This window comes from Streptomyces griseomycini (assembly GCF_014203535.1).
Taxonomy (GTDB): Bacteria; Actinomycetota; Actinomycetes; order Streptomycetales; family Streptomycetaceae; genus Streptomyces; species Streptomyces griseomycini.
On the sequence record NZ_JACHJI010000001.1, the window covers coordinates 552,163 to 568,036 of the forward strand.

The 15,874-nt window shown below is 74.9% G+C and carries 17 protein-coding genes and 1 pseudogene; 8 read left to right on the forward strand and 10 right to left on the reverse strand.

The features are described 5' to 3' along the window. Window positions 1-10: 10 nt before the first annotated feature. Window positions 11-121 (forward strand): annotated as a pseudogene (locus FHS37_RS39055) (iron transporter); the annotation flags it as partial. Beyond that, the gene (locus FHS37_RS02515; protein WP_184817338.1) at window positions 81-1,070 is read left to right on the forward strand and encodes an SCO2278 family lipoprotein; all 990 of its coding nucleotides are present in this window, start codon (window positions 81-83) and stop codon (window positions 1,068-1,070) included. The pseudogene FHS37_RS39055 and the gene FHS37_RS02515, both read left to right, overlap by 41 nt. A gap of 18 nt (window positions 1,071-1,088) precedes the next feature. Here FHS37_RS02515 and FHS37_RS02520 read toward each other — a convergent pair whose 3' ends face one another. After that, window positions 1,089-1,823, reverse strand: coding sequence for a bifunctional DNA primase/polymerase (locus tag FHS37_RS02520; RefSeq protein ID WP_184817339.1), 735 nt, complete (start codon window positions 1,821-1,823; stop codon window positions 1,089-1,091). 228 nt (window positions 1,824-2,051) lie between these two features. Here FHS37_RS02520 and FHS37_RS02525 point away from each other — a divergent pair, with 228 nt between their 5' ends. Further along, window positions 2,052-2,930 carry a glycerophosphodiester phosphodiesterase gene (locus FHS37_RS02525; RefSeq protein ID WP_184817340.1) on the forward strand — a complete coding sequence of 293 codons (879 nt, stop codon included), beginning with the start codon at window positions 2,052-2,054 and terminating at the stop codon, window positions 2,928-2,930. A 4-nt stretch (window positions 2,931-2,934) separates the two neighbouring features. Here FHS37_RS02525 and FHS37_RS02530 read toward each other — a convergent pair whose 3' ends face one another. Then, window positions 2,935-3,567: a TetR/AcrR family transcriptional regulator gene (locus FHS37_RS02530; protein WP_184817341.1), complete on the reverse strand. Its 633-nt coding sequence runs from the start codon at window positions 3,565-3,567 to the stop codon at window positions 2,935-2,937. A gap of 106 nt (window positions 3,568-3,673) precedes the next feature. On the opposite strand from FHS37_RS02530, the gene FHS37_RS02535 reads away from it, so the two are divergent. Continuing rightward, complete coding sequence (locus tag FHS37_RS02535) at window positions 3,674-3,898, forward strand: DUF6243 family protein (protein WP_184817342.1); 225 nt, start codon at window positions 3,674-3,676, stop codon at window positions 3,896-3,898. 1 nt (window position 3,899) lies between these two features. Here the strand turns inward: FHS37_RS02535 and FHS37_RS02540 are convergent, their stop codons facing one another. Genes FHS37_RS02540 through FHS37_RS02550 form a run of 3 tightly spaced genes read right to left on the reverse strand, consistent with a single transcriptional unit; the run spans window position 3,900 to window position 7,418 of the window. Next, window positions 3,900-4,901, reverse strand: a complete 1,002-nt coding sequence (locus FHS37_RS02540; protein ID WP_184817343.1) for a small ribosomal subunit Rsm22 family protein — start codon at window positions 4,899-4,901, stop codon at window positions 3,900-3,902. 22 nt (window positions 4,902-4,923) lie between these two features. Further along, window positions 4,924-6,102: a serine hydrolase domain-containing protein gene (locus FHS37_RS02545; RefSeq protein ID WP_184817344.1), complete on the reverse strand. Its 1,179-nt coding sequence runs from the start codon at window positions 6,100-6,102 to the stop codon at window positions 4,924-4,926. Next, complete coding sequence (locus FHS37_RS02550) at window positions 6,054-7,418, reverse strand: multidrug effflux MFS transporter (protein WP_184817345.1); 1,365 nt, start codon at window positions 7,416-7,418, stop codon at window positions 6,054-6,056. The genes FHS37_RS02545 and FHS37_RS02550 overlap by 49 nt, the downstream gene beginning before the upstream one ends. Before the next feature lie 142 nt (window positions 7,419-7,560). Between FHS37_RS02550 and FHS37_RS02555 the strand changes: the two genes are divergently transcribed. Further along, complete coding sequence (locus tag FHS37_RS02555; RefSeq protein WP_184817346.1) at window positions 7,561-8,562, forward strand: Gfo/Idh/MocA family protein; 1,002 nt, start codon at window positions 7,561-7,563, stop codon at window positions 8,560-8,562. 21 nt (window positions 8,563-8,583) lie between these two features. Here FHS37_RS02555 and FHS37_RS02560 read toward each other — a convergent pair whose 3' ends face one another. Beyond that, window positions 8,584-10,224 carry an alkaline phosphatase D family protein gene (locus FHS37_RS02560; RefSeq protein WP_184817347.1) on the reverse strand — a complete coding sequence of 547 codons (1,641 nt, stop codon included), beginning with the start codon at window positions 10,222-10,224 and terminating at the stop codon, window positions 8,584-8,586. Window positions 10,225-10,358: 134 nt separating this feature from the next. Between FHS37_RS02560 and FHS37_RS02565 the strand changes: the two genes are divergently transcribed. Beyond that, window positions 10,359-11,177 carry an SDR family oxidoreductase gene (locus FHS37_RS02565; protein ID WP_184817348.1) on the forward strand — a complete coding sequence of 273 codons (819 nt, stop codon included), beginning with the start codon at window positions 10,359-10,361 and terminating at the stop codon, window positions 11,175-11,177. A gap of 215 nt (window positions 11,178-11,392) precedes the next feature. Here the strand turns inward: FHS37_RS02565 and FHS37_RS02570 are convergent, their stop codons facing one another. Together FHS37_RS02570 and FHS37_RS02575 are read right to left on the reverse strand one after the other, a co-directional pair. Beyond that, on the reverse strand, window positions 11,393-12,379 hold the full coding sequence (locus FHS37_RS02570) for an aldo/keto reductase (RefSeq protein ID WP_184817349.1): 987 nt from the start codon (window positions 12,377-12,379) through the stop codon (window positions 11,393-11,395). A 77-nt stretch (window positions 12,380-12,456) separates the two neighbouring features. Further along, window positions 12,457-12,783: a nuclear transport factor 2 family protein gene (locus tag FHS37_RS02575; RefSeq protein ID WP_184817350.1), complete on the reverse strand. Its 327-nt coding sequence runs from the start codon at window positions 12,781-12,783 to the stop codon at window positions 12,457-12,459. 128 nt (window positions 12,784-12,911) lie between these two features. Here FHS37_RS02575 and FHS37_RS02580 point away from each other — a divergent pair, with 128 nt between their 5' ends. After that, window positions 12,912-13,493, forward strand: coding sequence for a DoxX family protein (locus FHS37_RS02580; RefSeq protein ID WP_184817351.1), 582 nt, complete (start codon window positions 12,912-12,914; stop codon window positions 13,491-13,493). Between the two features lie 80 nt (window positions 13,494-13,573). Beyond that, a complete protein-coding gene (locus tag FHS37_RS02585; protein ID WP_184817352.1) occupies window positions 13,574-13,921 on the forward strand; it encodes a MazG-like family protein in 348 nt (115 codons plus the stop codon). A 539-nt stretch (window positions 13,922-14,460) separates the two neighbouring features. Here FHS37_RS02585 and FHS37_RS02590 read toward each other — a convergent pair. Then, window positions 14,461-15,189, reverse strand: a complete 729-nt coding sequence (locus FHS37_RS02590) for a lytic polysaccharide monooxygenase (RefSeq protein ID WP_184817353.1) — start codon at window positions 15,187-15,189, stop codon at window positions 14,461-14,463. Window positions 15,190-15,426: 237 nt separating this feature from the next. Beyond that, window positions 15,427-15,750 carry a hypothetical protein gene (locus FHS37_RS02595; protein ID WP_184817354.1) on the reverse strand — a complete coding sequence of 108 codons (324 nt, stop codon included), beginning with the start codon at window positions 15,748-15,750 and terminating at the stop codon, window positions 15,427-15,429. Window positions 15,751-15,874: the final 124 nt, after the last annotated feature.

A 15,874-nucleotide genomic window follows, 5' to 3' on the forward strand; every position in this document is an offset into this window, starting at 1 on the left:
CGGTGTTCCGGTCCCGGCGCTCGCACGTGTGCTCGCCCCGGTAGGGTTCGCCTCCGGGAAGGGGAAGGTGAAGAAACCGGATGAGCAGGGATCTCGGCCTTCGAAGGCTCCGCAGGCTTGACCGGAGCATACTGATGGCGGCCTCGGTGACCGCTTTGTCGTTGACGGCGAGCGGATGCGTGGTGGTGCACGGCGAGCGCGAGGTGCTCCCCGCCACCACCCGCGCCGAAGCCGCCGAGGCGCTCCGGGAGTTCACCGCCGCCTACAACGCGGCGGACAAGGCGTACGACGCTTCCCTGGACGCCGACCACACCACCGGTGCGCTCGCCGCCATCGACGCCGCGCGGCTGAAGGCCGGGAAGGTCAACAGCCCGGAGGGCAACGCCGGGCACACGCCGCTGGAGCTGACGGACGCGAAGTTCACCATTCCCGAGAAGGCCGGCTGGCCGCGCTGGTTCCTCGCCGACGCGGCCGGCAACAAGGGCGGCAGCGTGCGCTGGCTGCTGGTGTTCACCCGGGGCGGGCTGGACGAGACGTGGGAAGTGGCGTACCTGACGCTGGTCGCCCCGGACGACGTACCGGAGTTCAGGACGGACCGGGACGGCTGGGCCGAGGCCGTGCCCGCGGACACCGGCGGCCTGGCCGTGGAGCCGGGCGAGCTGAGCGAGGAGTACGCGGCGTACCTGGAGACCGGAGGGGACGCGTTCGCCGAGGGGCCGCACACCAGCGCGTGGCGGGCGCTGCGCGAGAAGAAGTCGTCGCGGCCGGGTCTGGCCACGCAGTACATCGACGAGCCGCTGACGAACGGCGACCACGCACCGCTGGCGCTGCGCACGAAGGACGGCGGGGCGCTGGTCTTCTTCGCCACGCGGCACTTCGAGAAGCAGACCGCCGCGGCCGGGGCGTCGGTGCCGACGCCGAACAAGGACGTGCTGGCGCTGACGACCGGCGAGATCCGGCAGTCCCTGACGATGGAGTTCGTCTCCAACGAGGTCGCCCTGGATCCGGCCGAGGGCGCGGTGGAGATCCTGGGGCGGGTCCAGGGGCTGACGGCCGCGAAGGGCGAGTAGCTCCCCGGCCCGAAGCCCTCAGTGGCGCAGCGGCCAGGCCGTGCCCGCGGGGTCGGACTGCGTGCCGGCGTGACGGGCGCAGGAGTCGGTGAGGACCTCCAGCAGGCTCAGCGGGTCCGGCAGCGGGTGCTCCGGACCGCGCACCCAGTGCACCGACGGGTCGTCGTCGCCGAGGAGGCGGGCCGGCGGTACGAGGACGTAGGAGCCGCGGCAGTGCCAGCGCAGGCCGGGGTGCTCGTCCATGGTCTCCGGGTGGCAGTCCAGCTCGCACGGCCACCACTCGTCCTCGTCCTCGGGGGTGCCGCGGGTGAGGGTGAAGAACAGCATCCGGCCGTCGTCGCTCTCGGCGACGGGGCCGACCTCGGTCCCGGCCTCGAGCAGGCGGTCGAGCGCCTCGCGGCCGGCGTCCAGGGGGACGTCGAGGACGTCGTGCACCATGCCGGTCGCGGTGATGAAGTTCGCCTGCGGCTGGTGGCGGGCCCAGCGCTCGATCTGGGCGCGGTCGGTGGTGGACTGGGTCTGCCAGGCGAACGACACGGGGTGCCGGGCGGGGGTGGGGCAGCCGACGCGGTCGCAGGAGCACCGGTATCCGGCGGGGTGGGCGGCGGGCGCCAGCGGCAGTCCCGCGTCGGCGGCGGCGAGCAGCAGGGCTTCCCGGCCGCCCTCGTCGGCGGCCTGCTTCGGGCGGCGTTTTCGCAGCCACTGGGAGAGTCTGCCCTGCCGGCCGCTCCGGCCGCCGAACTCCGCGCTCATCTATCTCCTCGCCTCGCCGTCGTGCGGACCAGCATGCCCTATGGTCCCACGATCCTGCGCATCGGGGGGCCGGAGCCCACAATCGGTGCAGGTGGGACGAGGGTGCCCGGACGGGACGAGGGGCACCTCGCAGGGCGAAGGGTGCGCACGCGGGGGCCGGGGGCGCGGCACGGCGGACCAGGTGTCGCTGCACGCCGCGTCGCGAGGTGCGCACCTACCGTGGTCGCCATGGTCACAAGGATCGCGCAGACGGGCCTGGCCGCCGTGGCTTCCGCGGTCTCGCTGGCCCTCACGGGCCACGGCGGCGGTCCGGCGGCCCCGCTGGAGTGGGGCGGCGGGCCGCTGACGGTGGACTCGCTGCCCCGCGTCACCTACGTCGCCCACCGCGGCGGGGCCCGCGAGGTCCCCGAGAACAGCATGTCGGGCCTGATGGCGGCGTACCGGCGCGGTACGGCGCAGGTGCTGGACTTCGACACGCGGGTGCTGCGCGACGGCACGCCGGTCGTCTTCCACGACGCGACCCTGAACCGCACCACCTACCTGGGCGGTGCGGTGAGCGGCCTGGACGCCCGGGAGTGGCGGGGCGTCCGGCTGCGGCCGCGCGCCTCGCTGCCGGGGAGCTGGCGCTCGGAGCGGCCGCCGACGGTGGCCGAGGTGCTGGACCGTCTCGGCGGGCGGATCGTGCTGATGCTGGAGGTGAAGGACCCGCGCGGCCTGGACCGGCTGGCCGCGCTGGTCCGCGCCCGCGGCCTGACCCGCTCGGTCCTCGTGAACACCAACGACCCCGAGGTCGCCCGCCGCGTCCACCGCCTGGGCCTGCTGACGCAGCTGTGGCGCTCGGCCCGCCAGCTGCGCACGGACCGCCCCGGACGCTGGCGGTCCTACGTCGACGTGCTCGACGTCGACGTCAAGGCCCGGGACGTGGACCTGATGCGCGCGGCGCGCTCCGGCATCCCCCGGGTGTGGGCCCACACGGTCGTCACCCCCGCCCAGCGGGACCGGGCGCTGGCCCTCGGCTGCAACGGGATCATCACGGACGCCCCGGGGCGGCTGGCCCGGCACCCGGGACGCGTCATCGGGACGGCGAGCAGCGTGCTGGGGCGGTGAGGGGTCAGCGGGGCGCCAGGCCGTTCAGGGCGTAGTCGACGAGGGTGTCGGTGTACTCGTAGGAGATCGGACCCGTGTACTGGAGCCAGCGCTGGGCGAGCGGGGAGACGAAGAGTTCCAGGGCGATGCGCGGGTCGATGTCCGCGCGGACGTCCCCCGCCGCCTGCGCGGAGCGCAGCCGGTCGACGTACAGCTGGAGCGACGGCTCCAGCAGCTTGGCCACGAACCTGCGGCCGAGCTCCTCGTTGACGACGCCCTCAGCGGCCAGCGCGCGCGACGGCGCCTCGAAGGCCGGGTCGTGCAGCTCGTCGACCGTGGCGCGCAGCACGAGCTTGAGGTCGGCGGCGAGGTCGCCGGTGTCCGGGAGGGCGTACGACTCCTGCCCCGCGGCCCGGGCGGCCTCGGCGGCCTGCTCGCTCAGGTCGAGGAACGCCTCCATGACGACGTCGGCCTTCGACGACCACCACCGGTAGATCGTCTGCTTGCCGACGCCGGCGCGGGCGGCGATGCCCTCGATCGTCGTCTTCGGGTAGCCGACCTCCCCGACCAGGGCGAGGGCGGCGTCGTAGATGGCCCGCCGGGAGCGCTCGCTGCGGCGGGTGGGGTCGGGGGCGGGGTCGGACTGTCTGTGGGCCATGGGGCGAATTTATCAGGTTGACAAGACGTTGCGTCTCGCCTGATGGTGGTGAGCGTTCGATACGAGACGTTTCGTCTTGTCAACCTGATCGGAGAAGGAGATCACCATGGCCCGAGGCGGAGCCGGAAACATGCTGGGCGTCGGCGGCACCCGACGGCACCTCGGCCGCGAGGCCCTGCGCGGCGGCGGACGCGCCGGACACGCCGGGGGCGGCGAGGACCCCCGGGCCCGGAAGCGGGAGCTGCTGCGCAGGCTGCAGGAGGCGCGACAGGAGCGGCAGGAACGGCGGGACGAGGGAGAGGACGGGCGGGCGGCCCCGCTCGACCGGTGACCTAGCGCCCGGCCGGGGGCGGCCAGGCGTCGCCCCAGTCGGTGTCCCGGGCCGCCCGGTACAGGTCGCCGTGGCGCTTGGTGACGGTGGTCCGGTGCAGGGACGGCTCCGTCTCGCACAGGTCGAGGAGGACCTGGCCCTTGCGGATCTGCGGCTTGCGGACGACGCGGGCGGGGGCGGGGCTCACCGGGAGGCGGGTGGCGGCGACGTAGCTGAACTTCTCGTCCTCGTAGGCGAGGGAGCCGCCCTTGACCTGGCGGTGCAGCGAGGAACGGCTGACCCGGACCGAGAAGTGGCACCAGTCGGTGCCGGGGGCGATGGGGCAGGCGGCGCTGTGCGGGCAGGGGGCGGCGACCCGGAAGCCGGCCGAGACCAGCCGGTCGCGGGCCTCGAGGACGCGGGCGTAGCCGTCGGGGGTGCCGGGTTCGACGATCACGACGGCCCGCGCGGCCCCGGCGGCGGCGTCGACGAGGGCGGCGCGGTCGGGGGCGGTCAGCTCGTTGAGGACGTAGGAGACCGTGACGAGGTCCGTGCTCCCGAGGGTGAGCGCCGACCCGATGCGGGCGCGCTGCCAGCGGGTGTCCTCCAGGGCGGGGTGGGCGGCGGCGATCTCCCGGCCGAGGGCGAGCGCGGGCTCGGCCCAGTCCAGGACCGTCACGGGCCGCTTCCCGTCCCAGGTCGCGCTCACCGCCCAGGCCGCCGCGCCGGTGCCGCCGCCCACGTCCACGTGGTCGGCGGGCGTCCACCCGGGCACCGCGCGGGCGAACGCCGCCAGCGCCGAGCGCACCGCCTCGAACGTCGCGGGCATGCGGTACGCGGCGTACGCGGCCACGTCGGCCCGGTCCCGCAGGATGGGGGCCCCGGTGGGGGTGGCGCCCCGGTAGGCGGCGATCAGCCGCTCGACGGCCTGCGCGGCCTGCCGCGGCGGAAGCCCGTCGAGCAGCCCGGCGAGGGTGCTGCGCAGGGTCTCGGCGGGAGTGAGGGAGGCGGCGGGGGCGTTCACCTCACGATTCTCTCAGGTTCCCTCAGGTCCGCCGGACCGCCCGGGCCATCCGGGTCCCCGCGTCCGCCCGGGGCGCGTTGTCCGGGGCCGGGCGGCGGCGGGGGTGGACGGTGTTGGCGAGGAGGACCAGGTAGGTGTCCGTGGCCCGGTCCAGGACCAGCGACGTCCCCGTGAAACCGGTGTGCCCCGCCGCTCCGCGCCCCGCCAGTTCGCCCATGAACCAGGGCTGGTCCAGGGCGAAGCCCAGCCCGGGCGGGGTGAACAGCAGGTCCACGAAGTCGGGGCCGAGGATGCGGGCGGGACCGTACGCGCCGCCGGCCAGCAGCGTGCGGCAGAACACCGCCAGGTCCCGTCCCGTGGAGAACAGGCCGGCGTGGCCCGCGACCCCGCCCAGCGCCCAGGCGTTCTCGTCGTGCACCTCGCCCCGCAGCATCCCCCGGTCCGCCTTGGCCCACGGCCGCCGCTGGTCCTCGGTGGCCGCCGCGCCCGGGCACGGTCCGAAGCCGGTCGCCGTCATGCCGAGCGGGCGGGTGATGCCGTCCCGGATCAGCGTGTCGAGCGTGCGGCCGGTGAGGCGCTCCAGGACGTGCTGGAGCAGCAGCATGTTGAGGTCGGAGTAGCAGTACGTGCCGGGCACGCCGACGGGCGGCTCGGCGCGCAGCAGCGCCAGGCGCTCCGCGTCGTCGGCGCAGTCGTGCAGCGGGAGTTCGGGGCGCAGCCCGGAGGTGTGGGTGAGCAGCTGACGGACCGTGATGCCGTGCCGCGCCGCCGCCGTGAAGTCCGGCAGGTACGCGCCCACGCGCGCGTCGATGCCGAGCGTGCCCCGCTCGATCTGCTGCACGGCGGCCACCGAGGTGAACAGCTTGGTGAGGGACGCCAGGTCGAAGGGGGTGTCCACGGTCATCGGCACGCGTTCGGCCGGCGGCAGTTCCACCGCGGTGTCCGTCTCCGCGTCGTACGCCGCGTACCGCACGGCCCAGCCCGCCGCCTCCTGCACGGCGAGCACCGGGCCGCGGCCGGCGACCACGACGGCGCCGGCCGCCCAGGGGCGCTCACCGGTGGTGCGGGCGTGGACCTCCCGCACCAGCCGGCGCACTTCCCCCGGGTCGAGCCCGGCCCGTTCCGGAGTGCCGTGACGCAGTCTCGGGGCGCTCAGAAGTCCTCTCCCCCCGTGCTCGCACGTCCCTTCCCGGGACGGCACATCCCCGCGAAGCAGGCCAGCGCCACCAGCGCGCAGGCCAGTTGGACGACGGCCATCGGGACGGCGGTGTCCTCCCCGGCGATCCCGACCAGCGGGGTGGCGACCGCGCCGACGAGGAAGGACGTCGTGCCGAGCAGGGCCGACGCGGCGCCGGCGGCCTGCCGGGTGCGCATCAGGGCGAGGGTCTGGGTGTTGGGCAGGGTGACGCCCATCGCGGACATCAGCACGAACAGCGCGGCGGCCACGGGCGCCAGCCCGGTCTCGCCGAACACGCCCAGCGCCATCAGCAGCAGCGCCGCCGCGGCGACGACCACGACGGCGAGCCCGATGCCGAGCACCCGGTCCAGCCGGACCCGGCCGACCAGCACCTTGCCGTTGAGCTGCCCCATGGCCACCAGCCCGATCGAGTTGAGCCCGAACAGCAGGCTGAACGTCTGCGGGGAGGCGCCGTAGATCTCCTGGACGACGAACGGGGAGGCCGCGACGTAGGCGAAGAGGGAGGCGAAGGCGAAGGAGCCGGTGAGCATGTAGCCGGTGAAGGGCCGGTCGGCGAGCAGCCGGCGCATCGAGCCGAGGGCCGCGCCGACGCCGCCGCCGTGGCGGTCGGCGGGGGCCAGCGTCTCCGGCAGCTTCGCCCAGACCAGGACCGCCAGCAGCGCCCCGACGACGGTGAGGACGACGAACACGCCCCGCCAGTCCGTCACCCGCAGGATCTGCCCGCCGACGAGCGGCGCCACGATCGGCGCGACGCCGGAGATCAGCATGAGGGTCGAGAAGAAGCGGGCCATGGCCACGCCGTCGTACAGGTCGCGGACCACCGCCCGCGCGATGACGATGCCGGCCGCGCCCGCGAGGCCCTGCGCCACCCGGAAGGCGACGAGGAGTTCGACGGTCGGCGCGAACGCGCACAGCGCGGTGGCGACGACGTAGACCGCGAGGCCGACGAGCAGCGGACGGCGGCGCCCCCACCGGTCGCTCATCGGGCCGACCGCCAGCTGCCCGAGCGCCATGCCGGCCAGGCAGGCGGTGAGCGTGAGCTGGACGGTGGCGGCGGGCGCGTGCAGCGACCGGGTGACCTCCGGAAGGGCGGGGAGGTACATGTCCATCGCCAGCGGGGGCGTGGCGGTCAGGCCGCCCAGGAGGAACGTGACCAGCAGGCTGGTGCGGCCGGCGGTCGCGCGGAGCGCCGGTGCCGCGCTCGCCGCCGGGCCCTCCACCGGATCCGCCACCGGGCTTGTCGCCGGATTCGTCACCGGGTTCGTCTTTGTCGTCGAGTTCGTCGTGGGGTTCGGTATGGACGGCCCGCCCTCGGGCATGTGGCCCCTCCCTCTCTGGTTCATCGGCTCTCTATGCTCTCAGCTCGTACGGAGTGCTCGGGGCGTCGACGGCGATGTCGTGGGAGCGCTTCCATCGACGTTTGCGGCCGAGGTGCCGACGACACGGGCAGGGGTGGAACGAATGACGGAGCAGAACGTTCGCTGGGGGATCCTCGCGACCGGCGGTATCGCCGCGACGTTCACGGCGGACCTGGTGGACCTGCCGGACGCGGAGGTCGTGGCGGTGGCGTCGCGGTCGCCGGAGTCGGCGAAGGCGTTCGCCGAACGGTTCGGGATACCGCGGGCGTACGGCGACTGGGAGTCGCTGGCGCGGGACGAGGAGGTCGACGTCGTCTACGTCGCCACGCCCCACTCGGCGCACCGCGCGGCGGCCGGGCTGATGCTGGAGGCCGGGCGGAACGTGCTGTGCGAGAAGCCGTTCACGCTGAACGCGCGCGAGGCGGCGGAACTGGTCGCGCTGGCGCGGGGGAACGGGCGCTTCCTGATGGAGGCGATGTGGATGTACTGCAACCCCATGGTGCGGCGGCTCAAGGCGCTGGTCGACGACGGCGCGATCGGCGAAGTGCGCAGTGTGCAGGCGGACTTCGGGCTCGCGGGCCCCTTCCCTCCCTCGCACCGGCTGCGGGACCCGGCGCTCGGCGGGGGCGCGCTGCTGGACCTCGGGGTGTACCCGGTGTCGTTCACGCAGCTGCTGCTCGGGGAGCCGTCGGACGTCGTGGCGCGGGCGACGCTCTCGGAGGAGGGCGTCGACCTCCAGACGGGGGCGCTGCTCTCCTGGGACGACGGCGCGCTCGCCTCGGTGCACTGCTCCATCGTCGGCGGCACGGCGACCTCCGCCTCGGTCACCGGCTCGCAGGGCCGGATCGACATCCCGTACGGCTTCTTCTTCCCGGACCGGTTCGTGCTGCACCGGGACGGCCGTGACGCCGAGGAGTTCACGGCCGACCCGGCGGACGGTCCGCGCAACAGCCTCAGGCACGAGGCGGCGGAGGCGATGCGGGCGCTGCGGGCCGGCGAGACCGAGTCGCCGCTCGTCCCGCTCGACGGCACCCTCGCCGTGATGCGGACGCTCGACGCGATCCGCGACCGCGTCGGCGTCCGCTACCCGGGCGAGGTCCGCTGAACGGCCGCCGGGTGCCGGGGCTCAGGCCGGCCTGAGCCCCGGCTCCCCCGCCTCCGTGACGAAGGACGCCGCCGTCGTGACCGGTGCCCCCGGCCTGGTCACGTACGGCACCGTCCGGAAGTCGGCGCGCGCCGCCTCCCGGCCCAGCTCGACGGTCACGTAGCCGCGCCGGCCGTCGTAGAACCGCAGGTGGGGGTTGGCGGTCATGTAGGTGTCCCAGTTCGCGGGCCGCTCGGCGCCGTCCTTGCCGCTGGCGATCGAGGTGGCCACGACCTCGGTGCCGACGGTCCGGGAGTCCGGGTCGTCGAAGTCGTCCTTGATGTCGAAGGCGTAGCCGACGTGGACGTCGCCGGTGAGCACCATCAGGTTCTCGATCCCGGCGGCCTTCGCCCCGTCGAGGACCCGGCGGCGGGAGGCGCGGTAGCCGTCCCAGGCGTCCATGGAGACCCGCGAGGGGGCGGTCAGGTCGAAGTTCCGCTGGGAGAAGACGACCTGCTGCGGCACGACGTTCCACAGCGCCCGCGAGGAGCGCCAGCCGTCGAGCAGCCAGCGTTCCTGGGCCGCGCCGGTCATGGTGCGCGCCGGGTCGTCGCTCTCCGGGCCGGGGACGTGGGCGCGGTCGCCGTAGGCCTGGTCGGAACGGTACTGCCGGGTGTCGAGCACGTCGAACTGGGCGAGCCGGCCCCAGTGCAGGCGCCGGTACAGCCGCATGTCGGGGCCCTCGGGGAGCTGGGGGCGGCGCAGGGGCTGGTTCTCCCAGTAGGCGCGGTAGGCGGAGGCGCGGCGCAGCAGGAACTCCTCCGGCGGGACGCTGTTCTCGGGGGTGCCGTCCGCGTAGTTGTTCTCGGTCTCGTGGTCGTCCCAGGTGACGACGAAGGGGTGGGCGGCGTGCGCGGCGCGCAGGTCGGGGTCGGTGCGGTAGAGGGCGTAGCGCAGCCGGTAGTCCTCCAGGGTCACGGTCTCCCGGGCGAACAGGGCGGGCAGGGTCCGGTCGGTGTAGTTGCGGGCGCCGCCCGCGGAGTCGACGGCGTACTCGTAGAGGTAGTCGCCGAGGTGGAAGACCACGTCGACGTCGTCGGCGGCGAGGTGGGCGTACGGGGTGAAGTACCCGTCGTGGTACGCCTGGCAGGAGACGGCGGCGAGGGTGAGGGAGCGGGTGCGGCTGTCCGGCGCGGGGGCGGTGCGGGTGCGGCCGGTCGGGCTGACCCAGCGGCCCGCGCGGAAGCGGTAGTAGAACACGCGGTCGGCGGCGAGGTGGGAGACCTCGGCGTGCACCGTGTGGTGGAACTCGGGGTGGGCGGTCGCGGTGCCGCGTCTGGCGATGCGGCGGAACCTCTCGTCGTGCGCCACCTCCCAGTGGACGGTGACGCGTTCGGCGGGCAGGCCGCCGTCGGGCTGGAAGGGGGCGGGGGCGAGCCGGGTCCACAGGAGCACGGAGCCGGGCAGGGGGTCACCGGAGGCGACGCCGAGCGTGAAGGGGTCGTCGGTGATCCGCGCGGCGTCGAGCTCGGCGGCGGCCGCGGTGCCCGCGGTGGGCACGTCGACCGCGAAGGCGAGCGCGGCGGCGGCTCCGGTGACGGTCAGGAAGCGGCGGCGGCCGATGTGCCGGGCGGCCGCGCGGAGTTCGGGGGCGTGCTGTGACTGGCGGGCCTCGGGTGTCATCCGGTCCTCCCCTGGTGTGTGGGTGCGGGAGGAATTGGAGTGGCCGGGGACGACCTCGCATTGACGCGTACACGGCGTCCGGATGACGGTCGCATGAGGTCCGCATGGCGGACCCTCCCGTACGCTGCGGGCCCATGAACGCCAAGCGAACGGACGGACGGACGAAACGCACGGAGATCGCCGTGGTGACCGGGGCGGGCTCCGGCATCGGGCGCGCGGTGGCGGTGGAACTGCTGCGCGCGGGCTGGTCGGTGGCGCTGGCGGGACGGCGCGCCGAGGCCCTGGAGGAGACCGCGGCGCTCGCCGCCGAAGGGGCCCGGGGTGAGGAACCCCGGAGTGAGGCGGCCGGGGGCGAGGCGCTCGCGGTACGGACGGACGTGTCACGTCCGGAGGACGTGAGCGCCCTGTTCGCGGCCGCCGTCGGGCGCTTCGGCCGGGTCGACCTGCTGTTCAACAACGCGGGGACGTTCGGGCCGGGCGGGGTGCCGGTGGAGGAACTGCCCTACGACGCCTGGCGGCACGTGGTGGACACCAACCTCAACGGGGCGTTCCTGTGCGCGCAGGCGGCGTACCGGCAGATGAAGGAGCAGGACCCGCGGGGCGGCCGGATCATCAACAACGGCTCGATCTCCGCGCACACGCCCCGCCCGCACTCGGTCGCCTACACCGCGACCAAGCACGCGCTGACGGGCCTGACGAAGTCGCTGTCGCTGGACGGCCGTCCGTACCGGATCGCGGTGGGCCAGATCGACATCGGCAACGCGGCGACCGACATGACCAGGGGCATGCAGACCGGCGCCCTGCAGGCCGACGGGAGGACCGCCCCGGAGCCGGTGATGGACGTCGCCGACGTGGCCCGCACGGTGCGGCACATGGCGGAACTGCCCCTGGAGGCGAACGTGCAGTTCGCGACCGTCCTGGCGACGACGATGCCGTACGTGGGCCGCGGCTGACGGTCCCCACGAGCGGAATTCAACAGTCCACCCCGCTGCGGCCGGTGGTGGACGCATGCCCGACCCCCCTCCACCGAAGCTTCACACTTGGAGGAGGGACCTTCCGCGGTCCGCTTCCAGGGGGAGGCGGCAGTCGTTCCACGCCACCGGGTGGGTGGACCCGCGCGGGACCACGGGTACGCACCGGTGCGCGGAACGGCTGCCGCGTGCGGCCCCTACCGGGCGAGGACCCGCTCGACCTCGGCCATCTGTTCGCCGGTGAGCGGCCCCTTCGCGAGCGCCCCCGCGTTCTCCTCCGCCTGGGCGACCGACCGGAAACCGGGGATCGGCACGGTGCGCGGGCTGCGCCCCCACAGCCAGGCGAGGGCGCCCTGGGCGAGCGTGCGGCCCCCGCTGGTGAGGACGTCCCGGAGCGCGTCGACGCGCGCCAGCCACTCCGGGTCGGCGCCCGTCCCCGCGCCGAAGCCCCGCAGCCAGGCGGGCGGCCTGCTGCGGATGTCCCCGGGCTCCAGCGGTCGCCGGCCGGCGTGCTTGCCGGTGAGCAGGCCCATGGCGAGCGGGCTGCGGTTGACGGAGGCGAGGTCCGCCTCCTCGCACAGCCGGATCATCTCGGGCGCGTCGGTGAGGACGTTGAGCGCGTGCTGCACGGCGGTGCAGTGCGGCCCCTCCGCGAACACGGCGGCGCGGGCCGGGTCGTCGGTGCTCCACGCGTAGGCCCGGATCAGTCCCTCGGCCACCAGTTCCTCGCACGCGTCGCGGAGTGCGGCGGCCCGTTCGGGGTCGGCGTCGGCGAGGTGGAGCTGGTACAGGTCGACGTGGCCGGTGCCGAGGCGGCGCAGGGAGGCGGTGAGGGCGCGGCGGAGGTGGTCCGGCGAGTCGTCGCCGCCGGTGAGGGTGCGGGTCTCCGCGTCGAAGACGTTGCCCCACTTGGTGGCGACGACGACCTCGTCCCGGCGCCGGCCGAGGGCCCGGCCCAGCACCTCCTCGCTGTGCCCCGTGCCGTACACGTCCGCCGTGTCGAAGAAGGTGACGCCCAGGTCGAGGGCGCGCCGGATCGCCCGGACCGACTCCTCGTCGTCGACCCTGCCCCAGCCCAGGGGCCGCCCGTCCGGGTCCTGCCACTCGCCGCCGATCGCCCAGCAGCCGAACCCGACGGCGCTGACCTCGATGCCGCTGCGTCCCAGTGTCCGTGTGGTGTCCATGCCCGGGGACGCTAGGGCTTCGAGCGCACGCGAGGGCAAGCCCGCGCGCGGACGTCCCGGCGGACGCCCGGGGGCGCTCAGGCCTGGCCGGTCTCGAAGCGGGAGATCCGGCCGTCGTCGTCGACGGTGAAGGTCCAGCGGGTGCGCATCTCGCCCCAGGTGTCGTTGCGGTAGCGGGCGACGATGCTGCGGCCGCCGTCGGACTCCCTGTCGACCTCCAGGTGGCCGTGGGAGGAGAAGATCTCCCGGTCGGTCCAGTCGGCGAGGTCACGGTCGCTGCCGTCGTCCGCCATGGTCGCGCCGGGCGCGAGGAGGGCCATGAAGCCCTCGCGGTCGTGGTTGTTGACGGCGGTGACGAAGGCCCGCACGGCCGGGTCGCTGAGGCGAGTGGTCTGGATCGTCATGCCTGCCAGGGTCGTACCGGCCACCGGGCCCCGCCACCCGCGCCACCCGAACGGCGTCCGGCGGCGGGCCGCACCGGCGGTGGGGGTGCGACGGTGGGCACGACGACGCGACTGCTCCGGGAGACGACGTGACCCGTTACACGACCCGTGGAGGCCGGACCTGTTACGACCGGCGTGATCTGGGCCTGCTGCTGCTCCGGCTGGGGACGGGCGGGGTGCTGGCGGCGCACGGCGCGCAGAAGCTGTTCGGCTGGTTCGGCGGGGGCGGGATCGAGGGCACCGGCCGGTTCATGGAGAGCGTCGGGTACGCCCCGGGGAAGGCCAGCGCGACCGCGGCGGGCCTCGCGGAGGCCGGCGGCGGCGTCCTGCTGGCGCTCGGCCTCGCCACCCCGGCGGCGGGCGCCGCGGCGGCCGGTGCGATGGCGGGCGCGGCCGCCGTGCACGCGCCCAGCGGCTTCTTCGCCCAGGAGGGCGGCTACGAGTACGCGGCGACCCTCGGCCTGACGGCCGCGGGCCTCGCCGTCGCGGGCCCCGGCCGGCTCTCCCTCGACCACGCCCTCGGCCACGCGGTCAACCGGGGCTGGATGACCCCGGCGGCCTTCGCGGCGGTCGCGGCGGCCACGGTGGTGGTCGTGGGCGCGCGCAACCGGCGGCTGCGGAAGGCGGAGGAGGGCGAGCAGGAAGCCCTGTTCGAGGAAGTGGAGGAGTAGGGGGCCGGGAGACGCCGGCCGGAGGGACGTGAGCGGGCGCGCGCCGGGTGCTGTCAGTGCCCTGTGCCAGGCTCTGCGGCATGAGCGATCACCTTTCTCCTCCCCCGGCTCCGGCCGCCGACCTCTGGGACTCCGTCGACGCCCTGTGCGGCTGGCTGGACGCCGAGCGCCCGGTCGACGGCCGGGAGGGCCTGCTGCTGCGGATCCTCAAACTGTCGGAGGAGGTCGGCGAGGTCGCCCAGGCCGTGATCGGCGCGACCGGCCAGAACCCGCGCAAGGGCACCACGCACACCTGGGACGACGTCCGGTCGGAACTGTGCGACGTCGCCGTGACGGCCCTGATCGCCCTGCGCACGCTCACCCCCGACGCCCGCGAGGTCTTCACCCGGCACCTGGCGGACGTCAGGGAACGCTCGCTCGGCGCCTAGTGCGCCGTCCGCGGAGGGGGTGGTGTCACCGGTCCGCGCGGTGCGTCGCCGTGGGCCGGGCGCGCACCGGGGCAGGCGACCGGGATCGCCCTCGGCGGGACTCCGGGCCGCGGTCCCCCGGGTCCGTCCGCGCAGTCCTCCGGCACCGCCCGGAACGTGGTGCTCAGCCGCGGGGGCCCGGGGGACGCGGACGGATCGACCGCTCCGGGGGAGGCGGGCGGCGGGCGGCGCGGAGGGCACCGGGACCGGCCGGCGTCCGGACGTGCGCGGCGCCCGGCCGGGGGAGGACCGGGCGCCGCGGGAGGGGTGAGGGACGGCGCTCCGGGCGGGCGCGGTGAACGGGGGATGTCACCACGCCGCCCGGAGACCGGCCCGGCTCCCGGAGCCGCCCGTCGCACTCGGCAGCCGGTTCCCTCACGCCTTCAGGGAACCGCCCCACCCTCGAGCCCCGCTCGCGCCCGGCTCGTACGGCACCGGGTGGCGGCGGCGGTGCGGGCCGGGCGGCGCGCACCGCCCGGCCGTCCTCACCCGGGCCGCGCTCACCCGGCCGTGCAGGCTCCGAGGTCCTCCCAGACGCCCCACTCCCCGGTGGTGCCGGGCTCCTCGCCCGTCACCCACCACTTGGCACGCCAGGTGCGCCCGTCGTGGGAGACGGTGTCACCGCCGCGGTAGACGCTTCCGGCGTTCCAGACCGGCGCGGTGCAGTCACCCGGCTCACCGTCGCCCCCGCCGTCGCCCCCGCCGTCACCGCCGCCACCGATGTTGACGTCGATGCAGGCGTAGAAGGCGTTGGCGGTGTCCGCCACGTTCCAGACGGCGAGGACCTTCTGCCGGCCGGTGAAGCCGCCGAAGTCGATCCGATGGCTGACGTCGGCGGGGGGCTGCGCACCGTGACCGTCGAACTCGGCGATCTTCGTGTTGCCGATGAAGTACTGCCAGGTGTCGGTGGCGTGCCGTGCCGTGTGGTGCCAGTTGAAGGTGTGCGTGCTGCCGACCGGCGTGACCCGCCAGCCCTTGCCGTCGTCGTCGAGCTCGGCGAACTGCTCGTTCCCGCCGCTGCAGCTGCGCAGGCCCTTCGGCCCCTCGACGCTCTGCGGCTCGTACGTGATCTGACCGCAGTCGACGACGCCCTCGGCGCACTGGTCCTGCCGGCTGCCGGGGTCGGTCACCCAGCCGTGGGCGCCGGCCGTGCCCGCCGGGAGGCTGACGGCGAGCAGGGGGGCGACCAGCACCCCGATGGCGACGGCCACTCGTCTTTTCGTGTTCATGTCATATCCCTTTCCTTCGGCGTGCGTCGTCGCGCACCTCGCCGGGTCGGCGCCGTGACCGGGGCGGAGGCGAGTAAAGGTCTAGACCTAATCATCTTCAGGTCTAGACCATACCGGTGGATCGGGTGCGGTCAAGAGGGTGCGCGAAGTGAACCGGCGGGCAGGGGTGTCGACTTCGGGTGCGCGCGGGGTCCGCGAGGAAGGCGCCGGAGCGCACGGCCGCGGCGAGCGCCGCCCTCAGCGCACGCTCGGGCCGAGGCCCTCGAGCGCGTCCGCGCACTCCTCCGGGACCACCATGTCCCAGACGTCCGCGTTCCGGTGCGCCGGAGCCGTGGACGAGTCGAGCGCCTCCTTCCGCTCACGCTCGACCTCGGCGCGGACCCGTTCGACGTGGTCGGCGATCTCCCGGCAGTCGACGGCGTACGGGCCGGTCGGCGACGGCTCCCCGGCAGGGGCCTCCGCCGTTCCCGCGGACGGCTCGGCCCGGAGGGCGGCGGTGGCCGCGAGCCCGCCCAGGCACAGCACGGCCCACCCCGCCACGATCCGCCGGCGGACGCTCACGCGGCGCCGCCCCTTCCGATCCGCACGAAACCCGCAGCCATGCGGTCAGCGTACGTGCCCCGGACGGTCAAGACGCCGCCCGGGGCGTGCAGTTGCAGGTCCGCCCCTCCCCTCGTCCGGCCCC